Source organism: Vibrio maerlii (assembly GCF_003415655.1).
Classification (GTDB): Bacteria; Pseudomonadota; Gammaproteobacteria; order Enterobacterales; family Vibrionaceae; genus Vibrio; species Vibrio maerlii.
Map to the genome: position 1 here is coordinate 600458 of NZ_QRHC01000002.1, position 17761 is coordinate 618218.

The following is a 17761-nucleotide window of genomic DNA, read 5'->3' on the forward strand; positions in this document are numbered from 1 at the left end:
TGCAAAGAAAAAGACCTTAGCGAATTCGAATTGGCAGTGGAATTACAGGTCTTGGGAATCAGGCTAAACAGGGTTTAATAGGTATTAAATACACCTGAGTTGTAGTCTTGAATCGTTTGTTCGATCTCTTCCATGCTATTCATCACGAAAGGACCGTAGTGAACCACAGGCTCGTCGATTGGTTCACCGCTGAAGATGAGAGCCCCGCTATTTTCTAGTGCTTGTAAGTACACACTATCACCCTTAGTGAGCATCGCCATGTCGCCTTGATTTATCGTTGTACCTTCAATATCGATAGAACCTTGGTAGACGTAAATCATCATATTATGATTTGCATTGTTTTGTAGCGAGACTTGGTTCGATTTATTTGAACGCCAGTCGGCGACAGCAGCGGGTACGCCCGTTTTAGTTAGCGGCCCAGTGATTGCTTGATCATTGATTGTGTATTGACCAGACAGCTGACGCCAAAGTCCTAGCTCATCAGAGCTTAGTTCAGTGATGGTTTCTGGTTGAAAATCTTTGTACTGCGACGGCTTCATTTTGTCGCGTGCCGGTTGGTTAATCCAAATTTGAAAGCCGTGCAGTTGGCCGTCTTCCATAATTGGCATTTCACTATGGATCACTCCACGACCCGCAGCCATCCACTGAGCACCGCCACTGCGAAGCTCACCGACGTTGCCCATTTGGTCTTTGTGTTGGAAGTGACCGTTCAACATGTAGGTTAGGGTTTCAATACCACGGTGAGGATGTGGAGGGAAGCCACCTACGTAATCCTTACGTTCATCAGATTTCAGTTCATCGACCATAAGAAACGGTGAGAAAGCTGCATTGTTGAACCCAGCAATACGCTGGATTTTAACGCCATCACCATCTGAGGTAGGTCGTGCAGGGATAATTTGCTGTACTGTTCTTGATGTGTTCATGTTAACTCCTTGGTTGAGTTAACTGTAGGTCAGAGTTAGGGCTGGATTAATAGGGTAAACCTGACGCTCTTGTTCAAAATTTTTGATGTTGTGTCAGGTTGCTCCTTTTATACCGTTTTGACTGAGGCTACATAGCATCACTGAATGTGGAAAGCTCCTCAAAGAAGGCCTGTGCTGCTGGAGATAACGTATCTAATGGCTGTTTCATCACAGTATAGAATTGACTGGTGAGGAACCACTTTTCAGGTTGTAGTGGTACCAAGGATTGGTCGTAATGACCACGGTCAATCAAGTGAGAGGGCAAGAAGCTTAAGTGAGTCCCTGCCAGGGTGAGAAGTACACCAGACTCCACATGCCATCCATCGTAGGGCTTAACTGAGTCATATTGTTGGATGTTAAGTAGTTCAAACATTTCGTCCTTAGCGTAGCCGCCCATATTGATACGGCAGCCATCAAGGGAGAAGTCTTGGTCCATGATTTTATCTGCAAGATCGCGGCGTGCGTAGAGATAACTTCTTTCGTCAAACAATGGGTAACTATGCTTGAAGGCGGGTTTTTGATGCGACCCCAATACCACGATCATCATATCAATTTGGTTTTTTCCGAGCTTTTCGTTGAGTTGAGTGAAATCACCCACTTCAATACTGACTTCGACGTTATCGCTGCGTTGATAAAATGACTCAACCGCTTTAGGTAATGGGTTGTTGGGGAGTGTCACGGTGTTGTCTAAACAGCCAATACGAACATGACCAGAGAGCTCAGTTTGTACACCGCGTAGTTTATAAGCAAAATCAGTCAGCGTGGATTTTAGTTGATTTGCATATTTATAGACTTTCTCACCCTCGTGAGTAAGTTTGAATCCCTTCCTTCCACGTTGGCAAAGTGTTAAATCTAGGCTCTTTTCTAGCGCAATAAGCTGATTACTAAGCACGGGTTGGCTAAGTCCTGTACTGGCAACGGCTTGGTTGATACCTCCTTGTTCAACAATTTCACAAAAAAGCTCTAATCTTCGTAGGTCACGCTTATCTAAGTTATTGTTTGAATTCATATTAACCAATACATTTTGTTTTTGTTATGTTTGTATTTGATTATATTCATTTAATAATAAGAAATACATCAGTATGATTTATTCAGGGTTATGGAATAACAATGCAAAGGATGCAGCATGAGTAAAGACACATACGTGGAAGAAGATATGACGCAGCTTAACCAAGCTGCTCAGACTCATAAGAAGATCGATGACTTCGAGCTAGAACCAGTGCCAGAAAAAGCCAAGCGATCTTGGTGGGTGATTAGCTTAATTTGGTTAGCGATTGGTATCGATATCTCCGGCCTTTTCTTGGGTTCTATCCTCAGTAGCGGCATTGGCTTTGAAGACGCTCTCATTGCAACCTTTGTTGGTTCTGGTCTTCTCGCTGTGATTGCCATGCTGTGTGCCAACATTGGTTTTCAAGCCGGTGTCTCTACGCCATTAGTGAGCAGCGCGGTGTTTGGTCGCAATGGCGGTAAGATTCTTGGTTTCATCAACGGTATCTCTCTTATCGGTTGGTTTGCATTCCAAGCGGATTTCTTTGCATTCATCCTGGTTGATGCCTTGGCAAAATATGAGATTGTGGTTTCTCATCTCACTGCGCTGATTGGCGGCAGTATCTTGATGATGGCAACGGCAATCTATGGTGTCCGTGCTTTGGGTAAGTTAAGTACTTACTCTGTTCCTCTTATGGTCACATTAATTACTCTTGGCTTGTTCATGGCGGCGGATTACCAAGGAGGCGGCGCTCCTTCAATCACTGATCCGCTGACGATGGGCCAAGCGATCTCGTTCGTTATGTCTATCTGGATCCTAGCGGCAGTCGCTGCACCAGATATTGCTCGCTACGCTAAGACTCGTAAAGACGCGATTCTAGGTGCGGGTATTGGGTTCCTTGTTGGTAACAGTGCCATCATCCTTATCGCTCTTATTCTGACAAAAATCACCGGTACCGATGACCTTGTCGAAGTCTTCTTTAGCCTAGGTTTAGGCATGGCTGCCATCATCGTATTGGTCTTCGCTCAATGGACGACTAACAGTAGTAACCTAACATCTGGTGGCCTTTGTATGTCGATGGTACTGCCAAAAGTGCCGCGTCCTATCCTAGTTATTCTGATGACGGTGGCGGGTATCGCAATTGCTCAACTAGGCATGGTCGACCGGTTTACTGAGTTCCTGATGCTGCTGAGTGTCACTATCGCGCCTGCAGCCGGCGTCTACATCGCCCAGTACTACGTATTGGATTCGAGCAAAATGAGTTTTGAGAACATTCAACAAGTGCCGGATTGGATGCTGAAAGGCTTGGCATCTTGGGTGTTTGGTACGGTGTTCAGTGCTTGTACGGCTCCAGAGTTCTTCGACCTATTCTCGCTAACGAGCATTTCGGCGCTTGATGGCATCATTGCTTCAGGTGTGTTCTATCTTGCCCTGATGAAGCTATTCAAATAGTAAAAGCTATCTAATTAGCAAATCTTTCTAAGTGATTGGATATTAAGTAATAAGGAAAGTTGTAGTGATTATTACTGAACAGATGATTGATGATATCGCTCTTGGTGCCACGGTATTGGGCACTGGAGGTGGTGGTGACCCTTATAGTGGCGCACTTATGGCAAAGGTGGCGATTGCAAATGCTGAGCAGCCTGTGCAATTGATCGCTCTAGATGAAGTGCAAGACGACTGGATGACGGTACCTTCGTCGATGATTGGTGCACCCACCGTTGCGGTTGAAAAGCTTAACTCTAAAGACCAAATGCTGGTGGCGTTTGAGGCGATGGAAAAAGCGCTAGAAACCGAGATAGCGGCGACATTCCCGATTGAGGTAGGCGGTTTCAACTCACTCATTCCTATCTTAGTGGCGGCAAAAAAGAATATCCCTGTTGTGGATTGTGATGCGATGGGACGCGCTTTCCCTGAGGCTCAGATGGTGACCTTTTTCCTTGATGACTTGCCATCGGCACCCAATACCTTAGCTGATGAACGGGGCAATGTGGTCACGCTCTATCCGGTCGATGGCATTTGGTCAGAAAAGTTTGCTCGCCCAATTACTGAGCAAATGGGGGGATCTGCGGCAATGTGTGATTACCCAATGGATGGTAAAAATCTTAAGCGCAGTGCTTTACCAGCGACTCTGACTCAGGCAATGAAGATTGGTGAAGCGATTCGCCAAGCTAATGAGAGCAACCAAAGCGGTACTCAAGCGGTGCTAGATATTGTCGGTGGTCATATCCTAATTAGCGGCAAAATTGTTGATATTCAGCGTGAAACTGATGGTGGTTTTGCTACGGGTGGGGTTGTCATCGAGAAGCTAGCCCAGTTTGAAGACACAGGTGTGGATTCGGTGTTCGTCCAATTTCAGAACGAACTCTTACTCGCGCACAAAGGTCGCAGTAAGGCAGATATGTCACAGCAGAACTTGTTGGCATCTACCCCCGACCTTATCTCGATCCTTGACCATGAGACAGGTAAGCCAATTACGACAGAACAACTAAGATATGGTCAGCGTATCGATCTCATTGCTTATCCTTGCGATCCAAAGTGGCGCACTGCAAAAGGGATTGAAGTGGCAGGGCCGAAGTACTTTGGTTATACCGTGGACTACCAACCTATCGAACAATTGAAATCGGCGCTAAAAGGGGAGTAATAAGATGATAATGAACACATTAGATTACTGCCGTTTGGGCATTGATGTTGGTGGTACCAATACCGATGGTGTGCTGCTAGATGCCGATCTCAATGTGATTGCGAAGATAAAAACCGCAACCACTCATGACATTTCAACCGGTATCGATAATGCGATATCAAAGCTACTAGAGCAGGCGAACATTGATGGTTCGCAAGTTAAGCATGCGATGCTTGGGACGACGCAATGTACCAATGCGATCGTTGAGAAAAAAGGGCTCGACCGTGTTGGTATGATCCGCCTTTCTTTACCTAGCGGTGATAGCGTTCCGCCGTTATGTGGTTGGAGCCAATCATGGCAAGCAATGCTTGGAGAACACTTTTATCAAGCGCATGGTGGCTATGAATACGATGGCCAGCTCATCGCAGAGATACAGGAACAAGAGATCCGCGAGATCTGCCGCAAAATAAAAGATCAGGTAGACTCGATTGCGATCTGTGGTGTGTTTTCCCCGGTTAATGGTGATCAAGAGTTGCAAGCGGCTGAATGGGTGGCTGAAGAACTTCCTGGCGTGAATATTTCACTATCTCACAAGGTTGGAAGCCTAGGGCTGCTTGAGCGTGAAAATGCGACGATCTTAAACGCAGCACTCCAAGGAACAGCGAAACGCTTTGTCGATGGTTTTTGTAGCGCTCTAGTTAATCACAGCATTAAAACCACGCCTTACTTTGGTCAGAATGATGGCACATTGATGTCACAACAGTTTGCGTTGATGTACCCGATCCTGACGGTCGCTTGTGGTCCTACAAACTCAATTCGAGGTGCGAGTCACCTTACTAAGCTCAAAGATGCGATTGTGGTCGATGTGGGTGGCACGACCTCAGATATCGGTGTGCTTACTCACGGCTATCCTCGCGAGTCGAGCCTTGCAGTCGAAATCGGCGAAGTGCGTACCAACTTCCGTATGCCCGATATTTTGGCTCTGGCGATTGGTGGTGGCACTAAGGTCGCGTTTGAGCAAGAGCGTATCACTCTGGGCCCCGAAAGCGTGGGGCATACGCTGACTTCTACGGCTCGCAGCTTTGGTGGCGATGAGCTTACGTTAACGGATGTTGCGTTGAAGACAGGTAACATGCAGTGGCAAGCCGAGCACTCTTTGATGGATAACATTGGTATCAGTCAGCAACAGGCCGGTGCTGTTTACCAACAAATGGTGCTTGATGTGGAAGAGGGCATCGATAAGATGAAAACTTCCGCAGCCAGCGTACCTGTGATTATGGTAGGCGGGGGTAGTGCGCTATTCCCAGATCACTTCGAGGGTGTGAGCCAAGTGGTTCGCCCTGAGCATTTTGAAGTTGCCAATGCGATTGGTGTTGCTCTTGGTGAAATTTCAGGTCAATTCGATAAGATTGTTCCAATTGAGCCAAGCTCACGTGAAGAGGCATTGCAGACGCTAGAGGAGCAGGCAAAGCAGCTGGCCATTGAAGCGGGTGCGTGTGATGAAAACGTCGCAATTATCGAGCGTAGTGAAATCCCACTGAGTTACCTGCAAGGCAATATGGTTCATGTGAAAATCAAAGCCGCTGGGCATATTAAGATGTAGAGCTTACTTAGTCTCGGATTAGAAATTAAGCAGCTTAGAAGAGCTGCTTTTTTATTGCGATGAGAAAAATGAGAACAACAATAATTGATATCTGATTTTGACGAACGATTCATTCTGGTCTTTGCTTATTGAGCTATTCGTAAACTAGATGCGCAAATATCATAAAAAGTGGAGCTCTAATATGAAATTAATAACGTCGGTTACTTTCCTTTCCATCGCGATTCTCGCGGGTTGCCAATCTACATCTTCTCCAGAAGAGCAAGCATTTAAATCGAATCTCTGTACTACAGGTGATGGGTCTGGGGCTAAATACACACAAGAGATGTTTGAAAAAGCAGTAATGGATTGTGGGGGATATGAGATCTTCACCGATGATATGGTGATCAATCAAGAGTTGGTATTTTCGTTTAATAAAGGCAAGAAAAAGCGCCAAATGATGCTAATGGACGACGGTACCGGCAAATACACTAAATTAGATAAAGGAACATCAGAAACCATTAAGTGGGAATTCCAAGATAATGGGAATCTTCATATAGCATTCGATGATGGTTACCAGTGGGACTGGAAACTAATTGAAGAAAAAGGTGCATATTGGGCGGTGAAATCACACGGTTATGGTGAAGATGAGGGTGATCGTGATGTACTCTCCATGATTGTCGTAAATCAAACAGCGCTACTGTCGAACCAATAAAAAAGTAATTAAATCTATAACAGGCAGTGATTATTGAATCACTGCCTTTTGCTATTATAAGGGCCTTTAATTACGGTATCTGAGCTGTATTGATAAATAGTATGGAGCGCTATGTCTTCACTTAAAAAAGAAATCACGTTAATTGGCGGTATTGGCCAGATGTCGACCACATTGCTCGGTACTGGCCTGTTTATGGTGCCTGCTATAGCCGCGAGCCTTGCAGGGCAACAAATGCTGTGGGCGTGGTGGTTTTTATTGGCAACCGTGTGTCCGATTGCTATCACTTTTGCCTTGTTGGGAAAGCGCTATCCAAATGCGGGAGGCGCGTCCTATTTCGTTCGTCATGCGTTTGGTGAACGATGGGAAAAGGCGATCGCGCTGTTATTCCTTAGTGTCATTCCTGTCGGTGTCCCTGCTGCCATTGCTATTGCTGGTGGTTTTGCTCAACAGTTTTTACCTGACTCGCTCTCTTCCCCTATTCTGGCACAACTGCTGACTGTTGCGCTTTTAATGGTTGTGAACCTTTCAGGAAGCAAGGCATCAAGCCGTTTTCAGACCATGATTGCGATTGGTATTTTAGTCTTGGTTGGTGTGTTTGCCTGGAAGGGAGAGGTGACGGTTGGTGACGCTCTCCCACATTCATCACCCTTTAATGATATGGGCGCCATTGGACAGGCTATCGCTGTGATGTTTTGGTGTTTTGTGGGTATCGAAGCATTTGCCCATATGGGGGAAGAATTTAAACGCCCTGAACGAGACTACCCTGTTGCTATCATCGTTGGCTGTCTGGTCGCAGGAGCGGTTTATTATCTATTTTCTACCGTTGTTCTAAAGCATCATGCCTATGGTAGCGCAGAGCTCAACGTCGCATCGGTGCCTTACCTTACTGATCTATTGTTTGGTGCTAAAGCGAATTGGATAATTGGTGTTGTTGGATTCCTTGCGTGCTTCGCGACGATCAACCTGTATACACAAAGCCTTTCACGCATGGTGTGGGCGCTCGCTCGTGAGTATCGACCACAAAGCTCTATTGCCAAGGTATCGGTCTTCGGAGTGCCTGTAAGAGCAACCTTGATGGTAGGTGCGACACTGGCGTGTTCTTGTGTTTTTGGTGTGTTATCTGGAGTTGACATCGAAGTGTTCCTCACCTTGGCCAATGGCATCTTTGTCGTCATATACTTGTTCGCCATGTGGAGCGCAGTCCGTTTATTGACAGGGGCTGCTCGTAACTTGGCTATGATCTCTATGCTGTTGTGCTTGTTGGTGTTTGTCTCAATTGGCTTAGCAATGATTTATGCTCTGGCTGTACTCGCACTTATCTGGATGTGTGTGCCCAAGTTTAAGATTCAACCAGAAGCCTAGCCTTATTCCTAAAAGAAATCGTGGTGATGGGTTGTTTTTACTTCGCCGTCGCCCAACGTAAATAAGATAAACAATCGATCTAAACACCTATGAGGAGAATGGAATGTTCACACACGTGTTTCTGGGAACCGATGATATTGAGAAGTCGAAGAAATTTTATGATGCGGTGATGTCAGTACTTGGTTATGGTGAAGGCATCATTGATGACAACCGCCGTATTATCTACCGTACTCCAACAGGAGTGCTAGGTTTAACCAAGCCAATCAATGGTGAAGATGCGCATCAAGGTAACGGTCAAACAGTTGGTTTTGCCGCACTAAGCCCAGAAGTTGTCGATAAGTGGCATGAGGTTGGTTTAGCGAATGGTGGCACCAGCATTGAGAACCCACCAGGGGATCGTGGCAATGAGGATTTTAAGCTTTACATGGCGTACTTAAGAGACCCAAGCGGCAACAAAATCTGTGCAACGCACATATATTCATAAAGAGTATCAGGGAGAGTTTCGACTCTCCCTTTTTAATCTCAGGAAATCTGAACACAACAGGATAACTATGCAATGATCATGAAAACTGTAAATGAAGCCGAACAGCTCCTTTCCATATGGGGAGCGAGTGCACAGCAAGTCACCACTATCCTTAGTAAATCGGATGCTCTCCAAACTCGCATTAATCTTTTATTTTCTATTCACGATTGTTTGCAGCTGTTAGTTAGAGACGAGAAAGAACGCAATGGTTATATGCTGAAGAAGCATTCCGGGAGTTATTTTGACGGTCGCAAACCTCTAGAGATCATTGCATCAGGAAAGCTGGAAGATCTACAAGATGTTCACATGCGAACTCGCAATATGGTGTGTATATAACAAAGCACTCCGACTGGAGTGCTTTCTAACATTTGAGGTTATTCAGTCAGCGACGCACCCTGCGTCTGAATGACTTCTTGGTACCAGTGGAAGCTCTTCTTGCGCTTACGCTCAAGTGTGCCTGAGCCGTCATCGTGACGATCCACATAGATAAAGCCATAACGCTTTTTCATCTCTGCCGTTGAGTTGGCAACAAGATCAATTGGTCCCCAGCTTGTGAAGCCCATAAGTTCGACGCCGTCTAGCATTGCTTCATGTGCTTGCACTAGGTGGTCGTTCAGGTATTTGATGCGGTAATCGTCCTGAATCTCGCCATTCTCATCCAGTTCATCAATCGCACCTAAGCCGTTCTCTACTATGAAGAGTGGCTTTTGATAACGGTCCCATAGGAAGTTGAGCAAAATACGCAGTCCTTTCGGGTCAATTAACCAGCCCCACTGGCTCTTCTCAAGATATGGGTTTGGTACGCTATCAACGATGTTACCGACTTCTTTCTGTTTTGGATCCGCACTTGCACAACCGCTCGCGTAGTAGCTAAATGAGATGAAATCGACCGATGCAGCTGCAATCGCTTCTAGATCTCCGGCTTCCATCTCAATGTTGATGTTGTTTTCGCGGAAGTAACGCAGCATATAGCCTGGATACTTCCCACGAGTTTGCACGTCGCCAAAGAACAGCCACTTATTGTTTTCATGCATCGCTGCTATGACATCGTCAGGGTTACAAGTGTACGGATAGTTAATTGCGCCGAGTAACATGTTACCAATCTTGCCATCTGGAATGATGGTTTGGCATAGTTTCACTGCTTTAGCATTCGCCACTAATTGATGGTGAATGGCTTGGTAGATTTCTTGCTCTGTTGCATTTTCTTGCAAGCCAACGCCAGTAAAAGGTGCATGCAAAGACATGTTGATTTCATTGAAAGTTAGCCATAACTTCACCTTATTCTTGTAGCGTTCGAATACGGTGGTTACGTAACGCTCGAAGAACTCAATAAGCTTGCGGTCTGCCCAACCGCCATAGTTCTCAACCAGCGCGTATGGCATTTCATAGTGAGAAAGCGTGACAAATGGTGTGATGTCGTATTTTGCGAGCTCATCGAAAATACGCTCGTAGTAGGCAAGGCCTTCTTCATTAGGCTCTTGATCATCGCCATTCGGATAGATTCGCGTCCAGGCAATCGAAAGTCGTAGACAGTTGAAACCCATCTCATCAAAAAGAGCGATATCTTCTGGGTAACGGTTATAGAAATCGATCGCAATATCTTTGATACCCGGGGTGCGTTCTTCGCGAGTTTGGTGTGGGCTAAGGATGCCTGAAGGAAGCATATCTGCCGTAGATAAGCCTTTACCAGCGAGTACATGAGAACCTTCAACTTGGTTAGCCGCAATTGCGCCACCCCATAGGAAGTCTTTTGGGAACTGAGTCATAACAACCTCGATTATGTAATTAGTCTCAACGAGTATGGTTGTAATAGTATTCCCAATGCGGCAGAGAAAAAGAGAGCAGAAACATAAATTTTGTTCCTCTTTTATTTTCAACGTTATCTTTCGAGATTACGGAATACAGCAATTCGTTAATGGTGACATATACTTAGGTAAGTAAAGGTGATTTTGGGAGGTAGTATGATGGTTCAGCGTAAACATAATGATGTTCACAAGCCTTATGATCCTCAGCTCGATTTCACATCCGATCAACGCCATCGCTATACCCAAGTCGCGAACGAAGCTGTTGAGCGCCGGCGAAATCGTCCAGAACCCAAAGAGGTTTTTAAAGCGGTAAAAGAAAAAGCGCTTACCCCACTTGGCAGGGCAAGTAAGTTGCGTGCAGAGCAGAAACAACGCGATAAAGTGCGTTATGCAGCTTGGACAATTACTCTGCTCGCTTTTTGGTTGTGGGTCATGTACATGACGAGCTAGAAGGGCTCAACAAGAGCAGTCACAGGCATCCGTGTTTCCGTCCTTTATGTTTTGTTTGTACTGCTTGATGGACGTTTTTCTTATGTTATCAAGTTCTTTAGTGCGTACCGTCACCTTCATTCCCGATTTGGGTTTGGTGGAGCAGGCATAATCACGTTTACCATCAATCTCAACCAAGCATGCTTTACAGCATCCATCCCGTCGTCTGTTCTTTAAACAAGGCGCAGGAATGTTGATCTTTAGATGTTGAGCAACCTCAACTAAATTGTTGTCAGCGGCATTAATGATGGTCTGTTGACCATCAACCTCGATGCTCGAAAAAGAAAATAGGCCCATATTTATACTCAATGGGGCTTTACTGGATAAGACGATCGAGTTTGGATAAAGACGACAAATTAATTCGAGTTCAGCTAGAAATCTTAGAATTCTAGTAAGAAATCTTGCCACGCATCGATTTTGTTTGAGACTTCATACCTTTTGCCTTTAATCGGCGCTCTTTTGATGCCCTAGTTGGCTTAGTCGCTCGACGTTTCTTTTGCTCAACCATGGCGGAACGAATAAGCTCCGCAAACCTGTTCAACGCATCTTCTCGATTCTGTTCTTGGGTTCGATACTGCTGAGCCTTGATAGTGATAACACCCAGCTTAGAGATCCGACTGTCACTCAGGGCCAGTAATCTTTCTTTGTAAACTGCTGGCAACGTAGAGTGTTTGATATCAAATTGCAGGTGTATTGCAGAGGAGACCTTACTGTCTTGCTTACTATAACCCCGAAAGATTATAGCAGGCGTTAAATGGTAATTTTCTTCTTTACCAACGTGCTATAAGAGCTAAAACACCAAGAGAATATAGCAATGATAGCCTTTTCCTATAAGCGATTCAGTAGTAAGCAGCAAGCTCAAGGCATGAGTATCGAGCGACAAACAAAGTTGGCCTAGGACTATTGCCAAAAACATGGTTTGGAGTTGAGTAGCCAAAGTTTCGAAGATCTTGGTGTCAGTGCTTGGACAGGGAGTAACTCAAAAGAAGATGCTGGATTGGGGCAATTCAAGTTGGCTTGTGAGCAAGGAAAAATTCCAAAGGACGCTGTGCTATTGGTGGAGTCTTTAGATCGGCTTAGCCGAGAAAATATGAAAACAGCAATGATGCAATTGTGGGCGCTTCTAGATTACGTAGATGTTGTTACGCTGGTTGATAATCGCAGGTATTCCAATGACAGCGAATCTGAGTTTACTGACTTTATTATTGCGGGTGTTACCATGCAGCGCGCAAACGAAGAGAGTCAGACCAAATCGAAGCGACTACAGGCTGTCTGGGCTAAAAAGCGTGCTGAGAAATCAATGCATAGCAAAGCACCATTTTGGCTTGATAGAACTAATGACGGCTTTAAAAGTAATCAGGATGTGGGTGTTGTACAGCGTATCTTTGACTTGGCTGCTGAGGGGCTAGGGCATTACTCGATAACAGGTTTGCTTAACAAAGAGCGAGTAACAAGTCCAACAGGTAGAGGTTGGAATGGTTCAACAATTAGCAAGTTGTTGAGAAGCCGCAGTGTCTTAGGTGAATACCAACCTAATACTGTTTCAAACAAAATTGCTACTCCTATCGGAGAGCCTATTCTAGATTACTACCCTCGAGTTATTGATGATGATCTCTTTAGTCGAGTTCAAATCCAGATAAATCAGAGGCTCAAAAAATACAAAACCCAAAAAGGTGGTTCTACTACAACGCATCGAAACATACTAAGGGATGTAGGTAAGTGTAGTTGTGGTAAGTACTTAAGTTTGGTCAAAAAGCGTCAACGATTTTACTTGCAGTGTATTGGGAATCGAAGCCAGTTGTGTTCGCAGAGAGCCATCCAAATGGATGCTTTTGAAAAATGGTTAAAACAGTACTTTCTTAGCCCCATGTTTCACTTGCACTGGGTGGATCCGAACGAGAAGAATGCTGAAATTGATAAGCAAATAGAGTCTATTCGTGCTGATGTTGAAACTGATAAAAACGCTCTGGAGAGCTTGCTTAGTATAAATGAAGATTTATCTAACCCATTGGTATTAAATAAAATAAATCAATTGTCAGAGAACCTTGTAGAGCACAATAATCGTATTAAAGAGCTCGAAAGTAGTAAGGGTTTAGGCAACAAGCGGCAAAGTATGGATGAAACTCTAAAGTTGATCGATTTGGCTTTTTCTAGTGGAGACTTACAAGAGAATATCTCTGCTCGAGTTGAACTTAAAAACATTATTAACCAAACCTTTGATTACTTTGAAATGACTCGAGTTGACTCTGAAAATGGTAAGGTTCTGCATTACTTTATAGCTCTTGGCTACCAACAAAGTAAGTGCATGTATAAGAGCATTGATGCGCCTACTGCTTTACAAAATACCAACAAAAGGCACATTTGGTTTGCTTGGTCAGATGAACCAAAAATTGAACTTACACCAGCAGAGAAACTAGCTTTGATAGAGCAGTATAAAGTCACGAGAAACTAGCGATTGTCCGTATTAGTAGTGTGGTTATTTTTATTCTTGGCGTGAAATGATAAGTAAATAAATTCATTCCCAATTAAATTTCTCCAGAATTTTTAATCTTAGGGATGAACTAGTGAAAAAGGTAAGTTTTGCTTTATTGATGTCGATGTCTTAATTTGGATGTGGCGGTGGAGATAGTGGGGGAGGCAATGAAGAGTATAAAGACCCCAATATCACTTTTTCTGTATTTGGGTATGGATTAGAGAAGTCTATCACCCCCGAAGTTACTATTGGTCAATATTGCAGCGAATACGATTATATATGTTTGAGATTGAACGATTTTTGGGTAAAGGTTAATGCTACGAATAATAGATTGTCCATAATACAAAATAGAATAGATGAAGGATCTGAACACGGTTATTGGGAAGATTCCCTTTTAGATTTGAATTATACGGCATACCATGATTTTTATTCTGAAGAGTACTCGGTCAATACAGATGAAGGTGATACTTATTTTTACGCAAATAAATATAGCTATCAGGAAGACCCAAACGCAACACCTGCTGTGAGCTGGTCAACTGTCACTCCTGTTGTAGGTAAGCAGAAAGTGTCATCTGGTGAGAACCAGATTTTTCTTACAGACATGGGTATACCATCTGATTATGCTGTTTTCACCCTTGTTGCTAATCAAAGTGTAATTGATGCGGGTTATTACTTAGAAAAGACCGTGTTGACAGGTATTGATTCTAAATCAGGTCATACTCTTACGGCAGAAACTCACTATTCAAACGGTGTACCTGTCTTTAATGAAAAGGGGTTTGAGTATACGACTCATAACTATGAGTTAACTAACACTGATTTGGTATCTCTAAAAGTTGTTTATAAAGATCAATCCGGTACTACTTACGAGGATGTCTTTGATTCTACTGATGCTTTATTAGGTGGGGTAGAATGGAAAACCGGAGAGCACTTTGTCATCTATTACGATTTTTTATCTAGAAATAATACACTAAATGGAACTTTGGAATTAGCTAAAAGCAAAGAGTAATTTGCCATTTTGTAAACCGTCGAAAGGCGGTTTATTTGTTTTTGTATGTTTCAAATAGATTTGGGGTTTCAGGGTGTCGGAGATATAGCGTAAACGCTTTAGCTGAAAAAGGGGAAGTGCTCTTAGCGCTTTTAGCTGTGAGAAAATCGAAGATGTGATGGTGAGACGTAAGTTCAAATCTGTAATTTGTGTAAGAGCTAACTTTCTATTGGGCTTTTCCTAAAAAGATAGGTAAACCACACTCTATAACTGGTTACGCAGTTACGTATCAATTCTTATAGGCGTAATGCTTTGCGTAATTCCAAATACGTAGTAGAAAACGGTATTAAAAGGTGTCATCAACTTACATCTAAATGCCCCCTAAATTTGATAGCTGAAAGAGGTGTTAACAACATAGTATTTGATTGTTAATGATACCTTGCTAAAGTGGACGGTATCAATATGACACCAAAGCAGAGAACTTGAAGAGCAAAGGGCTTTGTCGAACAGCTAATGGAGAGCGATAGCATGAGAAAATTTGGGTATGGTCGAGTTTCAACAGTCGAACAGGATTTGGAAGTGCAGACCGAACAGTTAGCTGAACAAGGCATAGAGCAACATCGAATTGTTTGTGAAAAGGTGAGTGGTGCTGTTTGTGCCAAAGACCGTTCTGGTTTCCAAGAGTTGCTGATTAAGATGGAAGCTCAAGACCAATTGGTGGTGATGAAACTAGACCGCCTAGGGCGAGATATGATTGATGTCATGAGCACGTTGGAACTTCTAGCTGAAAAACAGATTAGTGTTGTCTCGGTTGATTTAGGCTTGATGGATTTGAATAGTCCAGCTGGTAAGTTGCAGGTTCAGGTGATGGCTGCTGTTGCTGAGTTCGAGCGTAACCGAATAGCTGAGAGATGCGAGGAAGGCAGAGCAAAGGCAAGGGCAGAGGGCAGGAGTCTAGGCGGTAGGCCTATTGCTGTTGCTACACGCTTGATGGTTCAGGAAGCAAAACAAAAAGGCTTAACACAAGTCGAGGTATCAAAGCAGCTTGGGAAGAGCCTGAGCACGATCAAAAGACACTGGAATTAGAAATCAAATATCCAATTGACGGAAATCTAGCTGTTCAACGGGGTTCTTACTAGAGCCCCTTTTTTGTGCCTATGTTTGGGTATTACGCAATTACGCACTAATTCTTATAGGCGTAAAGGCTTGCGTAACGATTTATAGAATGGCTTTTTTTATTAGCTGAGGTTGGGTGTGGTAAGTCCTGGAATTACGTTTATTGGCCAACTGACTTTGAGTGTTAATTTCAGGGTTAATGGCATACAAATTTACGTCACTATTGGTGTGTAATTAGTATCATGTTCATATAAATAAAAATCATTTAAAACAAGGATTTAATTTGAGAATAGCAATGAAGCCAGATTTGGCAGAAGTGATTTCGAAACTGGCAACAAACAAGAACCAAACACCGAGCAAAGTAGTCAATGACCTACTTTCTGAAACTCTAAAACCCCAACAGCGAGGTAACACCAATGGCAACAACACTCAGTAACATTTTCAAGAAAACCAAGATGAGCACTATTGTAGCTGGAATGACAGAACGAGAGCCACTAGTCGAAGGACTATGGGACAAGAACGAGACAATGATGGTCTTTGCTGGCTCAGGCGTTGGTAAGAGTTTATTTAGCTACAACCTGGTAGAGGCCCTAGCCACCAGCAAAGGAGAGTTTCTAGGGCAGAAGGCAGCAACAAACCAGAAGGTTTTGTATCTAGATGGTGAGATGAGCACTAATTCGATTGGCTCAAGAGTTGACCCTAATGAGGTCAGCGAGCTTGGGAATATTGATTACATAGCAAGTGAGGTCAACGAAGAGGTTATTGATTTGACGGAAGCTGAACAGCGGGCACATCTTATCGAAATTGCTCGAGATTATGATCTTGTTGTGCTTGATTCAGTTCGTGTCCTTTTTGGGCTGGTGGATGAGAATTCCGCTGAGAGTTGGAGAGATGTCAACAAGCTGGTCGTTGCTTTGAGAAGTGTTGGTTGTTCAGTGCTTGTTATCCATCATGCTAACAAGAGCGAAAGCGAAAACCCTACTTACTCAGGCTCAACAAATGCGATTACGGTTTTTGATAGAACCATAGGGATTAGCGGAAGTGAGTACAAACAATTGCATGGTATGAAATCTAGAAATACTGCTTGGGGTGATTGGGTTCAAGAGTGTGTTTTCTACACTGCTGAATACGGCAAGCTGCAAAGAATGACACAGGCAGAAAGAGATCAAGGCAAGATGAATGCGGTTTATGAAATGCTGAGTGCTGACAGACGTAGAGACGCAACAGGCAAGCGTGAGAAGCGTTTGAAGATTAACAAAATGGTCGAGGCAGGGTTAGGCAACAACGTTACGAATCGAAGATTATGGGATGCTTGTGAGTATCTGTTTGATGGGTTCTGGACACAGGAAGATTTCAACAACGCGATAGCTGGTAACTGGGAAGATTTAACCCCTGTCTTTGGTGAACTGGGGAATGCTGCTCAATGAAAAATTCAAATTCAACAAACTGGAACAGTGCTGGTGAGCAAGCGTTCGCTGAAAAAATGGGGTTAGTCCAGAACACTGAGAGAATGGATAGCAGCTGGAAAGATACCGATGAAAACGGGAAGGGAGGGCACGGGGTTGTGCCTGACCACGTTGTTATTGATTGGGACGGTAACTATTGCCTGATTGAGTACAAGCACGGTAACAAGCTGAATACGGACGGTGCAAGGGGTGGTAAGCAAGCAGCCGAAAAGAAGAAAGCGGACTATCTAGCGAGTAGCTGGGGAAATGCTAAACAGCGTGCTGCTTATGCTGCTGCAACGATGGGCTGGAATCACTCAGTTTACAAAATGATAGGTATGAAAAGTCACTATGACCGTGTTGTTGTGGTTGACCCTAAACTGGACAAACACGCTATTGATACGGACTACCAACGGAAAGTCTTAAATAAAGGCAAAGCAAATGGGGTTGAGTTTATGACCGTTACAGAATTTGAAACTGCTTTTGAAGGCTGTTTAGATGTCTCGGTTGAGTATGTCGACAACGGTGAGTATGAAGAAACCTAGCAACTGCTTAGCATTACGCACTTACGCATTAATTCTTATAGGCGTAAAGGCTTGCGTAACGGAACTGAAAAACAATAACTTGCTCCCACGAATTTGGGTGGTATCAATATAATAACTTAATGCCGTGAGGCAGGGAGAAAATATGCAATAC

At 43.9% G+C, this 17761-nt stretch carries 19 protein-coding genes and 1 pseudogene; 15 read left to right on the forward strand and 5 right to left on the reverse strand.

The window, feature by feature from the left end; all coding sequences use genetic code 11:
* Positions 1 to 74: 74 nt before the first annotated feature.
* Positions 75 to 923: a pirin family protein gene (locus DPF91_RS03635; RefSeq protein WP_117233057.1), complete on the reverse strand. Its 849-nt coding sequence runs from the start codon at positions 921 to 923 to the stop codon at positions 75 to 77.
* Between the two features lie 127 nt (positions 924 to 1050).
* Positions 1051 to 1971 (reverse strand): LysR family transcriptional regulator, encoded by a 921-nt coding sequence (locus tag DPF91_RS03640; protein WP_117233058.1) that lies wholly within the window; start codon positions 1969 to 1971, stop codon positions 1051 to 1053.
* Between the two features lie 147 nt (positions 1972 to 2118).
* On the opposite strand from DPF91_RS03640, the gene DPF91_RS03645 reads away from it, so the two are divergent.
* The 7 genes from DPF91_RS03645 (at position 2119) to DPF91_RS03675 (ending at position 9088) form a co-directional block, all read left to right on the forward strand.
* Positions 2119 to 3402, forward strand: a complete 1284-nt coding sequence (locus DPF91_RS03645) for a purine-cytosine permease family protein (protein WP_117233206.1) — start codon at positions 2119 to 2121, stop codon at positions 3400 to 3402.
* A 64-nt stretch (positions 3403 to 3466) separates the two neighbouring features.
* Positions 3467 to 4594, forward strand: coding sequence for a DUF917 domain-containing protein (locus DPF91_RS03650; protein ID WP_117233059.1), 1128 nt, complete (start codon positions 3467 to 3469; stop codon positions 4592 to 4594).
* Between the two features lie 4 nt (positions 4595 to 4598).
* Positions 4599 to 6176 carry a hydantoinase/oxoprolinase N-terminal domain-containing protein gene (locus tag DPF91_RS03655; protein WP_117233060.1) on the forward strand — a complete coding sequence of 526 codons (1578 nt, stop codon included), beginning with the start codon at positions 4599 to 4601 and terminating at the stop codon, positions 6174 to 6176.
* A 181-nt stretch (positions 6177 to 6357) separates the two neighbouring features.
* A complete protein-coding gene (locus DPF91_RS03660; protein WP_117233061.1) occupies positions 6358 to 6867 on the forward strand; it encodes a hypothetical protein in 510 nt (169 codons plus the stop codon).
* Positions 6868 to 6978: 111 nt separating this feature from the next.
* Entirely contained in the window at positions 6979 to 8229 is a 1251-nt protein-coding gene (gene yjeH, locus DPF91_RS03665; protein ID WP_117233062.1) for an L-methionine/branched-chain amino acid transporter, read from the forward strand.
* Positions 8230 to 8332: 103 nt separating this feature from the next.
* Positions 8333 to 8713: a VOC family protein gene (locus DPF91_RS03670; RefSeq protein ID WP_117233063.1), complete on the forward strand. Its 381-nt coding sequence runs from the start codon at positions 8333 to 8335 to the stop codon at positions 8711 to 8713.
* A 78-nt stretch (positions 8714 to 8791) separates the two neighbouring features.
* Positions 8792 to 9088, forward strand: coding sequence for a hypothetical protein (locus DPF91_RS03675; RefSeq protein WP_123766748.1), 297 nt, complete (start codon positions 8792 to 8794; stop codon positions 9086 to 9088).
* Positions 9089 to 9126: 38 nt separating this feature from the next.
* On the opposite strand, the gene DPF91_RS03680 is transcribed toward DPF91_RS03675, so the two are convergent.
* The gene (locus tag DPF91_RS03680; RefSeq protein ID WP_117233065.1) at positions 9127 to 10518 is read right to left on the reverse strand and encodes a glycoside hydrolase family 1 protein; all 1392 of its coding nucleotides are present in this window, start codon (positions 10516 to 10518) and stop codon (positions 9127 to 9129) included.
* Between the two features lie 195 nt (positions 10519 to 10713).
* On the opposite strand from DPF91_RS03680, the gene DPF91_RS03685 reads away from it, so the two are divergent.
* Positions 10714 to 11007: a hypothetical protein gene (locus DPF91_RS03685; protein ID WP_117233066.1), complete on the forward strand. Its 294-nt coding sequence runs from the start codon at positions 10714 to 10716 to the stop codon at positions 11005 to 11007.
* Between the two features lie 6 nt (positions 11008 to 11013).
* Here DPF91_RS03685 and DPF91_RS03690 read toward each other — a convergent pair whose 3' ends face one another.
* Together DPF91_RS03690 and arfB are read right to left on the reverse strand one after the other, a co-directional pair.
* Positions 11014 to 11343, reverse strand: a complete 330-nt coding sequence (locus DPF91_RS03690) for a 2Fe-2S iron-sulfur cluster-binding protein (protein WP_117233067.1) — start codon at positions 11341 to 11343, stop codon at positions 11014 to 11016.
* A 91-nt stretch (positions 11344 to 11434) separates the two neighbouring features.
* Positions 11435 to 11788 (reverse strand): alternative ribosome rescue aminoacyl-tRNA hydrolase ArfB, encoded by a 354-nt coding sequence (arfB, locus tag DPF91_RS03695; RefSeq protein ID WP_117233068.1) that lies wholly within the window; start codon positions 11786 to 11788, stop codon positions 11435 to 11437.
* 171 nt (positions 11789 to 11959) lie between these two features.
* On the opposite strand from arfB, the pseudogene DPF91_RS22315 reads away from it, so the two are divergent.
* From DPF91_RS22315 to DPF91_RS03720, 7 genes and pseudogenes are all read left to right on the forward strand, one after another.
* Positions 11960 to 12328: pseudogene (locus tag DPF91_RS22315) on the forward strand (recombinase family protein); the annotation flags it as partial.
* Between the two features lie 18 nt (positions 12329 to 12346).
* The gene (locus tag DPF91_RS03700) at positions 12347 to 13498 is read left to right on the forward strand and encodes a recombinase family protein (RefSeq protein WP_277392889.1); all 1152 of its coding nucleotides are present in this window, start codon (positions 12347 to 12349) and stop codon (positions 13496 to 13498) included.
* 310 nt (positions 13499 to 13808) lie between these two features.
* On the forward strand, positions 13809 to 14525 hold the full coding sequence (locus DPF91_RS03705; protein WP_123766749.1) for a hypothetical protein: 717 nt from the start codon (positions 13809 to 13811) through the stop codon (positions 14523 to 14525).
* Positions 14526 to 15032: 507 nt separating this feature from the next.
* Positions 15033 to 15590, forward strand: a complete 558-nt coding sequence (locus DPF91_RS03710) for a recombinase family protein (RefSeq protein ID WP_117233071.1) — start codon at positions 15033 to 15035, stop codon at positions 15588 to 15590.
* A gap of 325 nt (positions 15591 to 15915) precedes the next feature.
* Complete coding sequence (locus DPF91_RS22015; protein ID WP_164684026.1) at positions 15916 to 16056, forward strand: hypothetical protein; 141 nt, start codon at positions 15916 to 15918, stop codon at positions 16054 to 16056.
* A 19-nt stretch (positions 16057 to 16075) separates the two neighbouring features.
* Entirely contained in the window at positions 16076 to 17047 is a 972-nt protein-coding gene (locus tag DPF91_RS03715) for an AAA family ATPase (RefSeq protein WP_164684027.1), read from the forward strand.
* Complete coding sequence (locus DPF91_RS03720; RefSeq protein ID WP_117233073.1) at positions 17044 to 17610, forward strand: hypothetical protein; 567 nt, start codon at positions 17044 to 17046, stop codon at positions 17608 to 17610. Before DPF91_RS03715 ends, DPF91_RS03720 begins: the two co-directional genes overlap by 4 nt.
* The last annotated feature ends 151 nt before the right edge of the window (positions 17611 to 17761 follow it).

Coding starts and splice junctions, on each gene's coding strand:
- DPF91_RS03675 (WP_123766748.1), top strand. CDS start 8,792: ATGAAAACTGTAAATGAAGCCGAACAGCTCCTTTCCATATGGGGAGCG.
- DPF91_RS03720 (WP_117233073.1), top strand. CDS start 17,044: ATGAAAAATTCAAATTCAACAAACTGGAACAGTGCTGGTGAGCAAGCG.
- DPF91_RS03680 (WP_117233065.1), bottom strand. CDS start 10,518: ATGACTCAGTTCCCAAAAGACTTCCTATGGGGTGGCGCAATTGCGGCT.
- DPF91_RS03700 (WP_277392889.1), top strand. CDS start 12,347: ATGCATAGCAAAGCACCATTTTGGCTTGATAGAACTAATGACGGCTTT.
- DPF91_RS03710 (WP_117233071.1), top strand. CDS start 15,033: ATGAGAAAATTTGGGTATGGTCGAGTTTCAACAGTCGAACAGGATTTG.
- yjeH (WP_117233062.1), top strand. CDS start 6,979: ATGTCTTCACTTAAAAAAGAAATCACGTTAATTGGCGGTATTGGCCAG.
- DPF91_RS03635 (WP_117233057.1), bottom strand. CDS start 923: ATGAACACATCAAGAACAGTACAGCAAATTATCCCTGCACGACCTACC.
- DPF91_RS03655 (WP_117233060.1), top strand. CDS start 4,599: ATGATAATGAACACATTAGATTACTGCCGTTTGGGCATTGATGTTGGT.
- DPF91_RS03715 (WP_164684027.1), top strand. CDS start 16,076: ATGAGCACTATTGTAGCTGGAATGACAGAACGAGAGCCACTAGTCGAA.
- DPF91_RS22015 (WP_164684026.1), top strand. CDS start 15,916: ATGAAGCCAGATTTGGCAGAAGTGATTTCGAAACTGGCAACAAACAAG.
- DPF91_RS03690 (WP_117233067.1), bottom strand. CDS start 11,343: ATGGGCCTATTTTCTTTTTCGAGCATCGAGGTTGATGGTCAACAGACC.
- DPF91_RS03640 (WP_117233058.1), bottom strand. CDS start 1,971: ATGAATTCAAACAATAACTTAGATAAGCGTGACCTACGAAGATTAGAG.
- DPF91_RS03645 (WP_117233206.1), top strand. CDS start 2,119: ATGACGCAGCTTAACCAAGCTGCTCAGACTCATAAGAAGATCGATGAC.
- DPF91_RS03670 (WP_117233063.1), top strand. CDS start 8,333: ATGTTCACACACGTGTTTCTGGGAACCGATGATATTGAGAAGTCGAAG.
- DPF91_RS03685 (WP_117233066.1), top strand. CDS start 10,714: ATGATGGTTCAGCGTAAACATAATGATGTTCACAAGCCTTATGATCCT.
- DPF91_RS03660 (WP_117233061.1), top strand. CDS start 6,358: ATGAAATTAATAACGTCGGTTACTTTCCTTTCCATCGCGATTCTCGCG.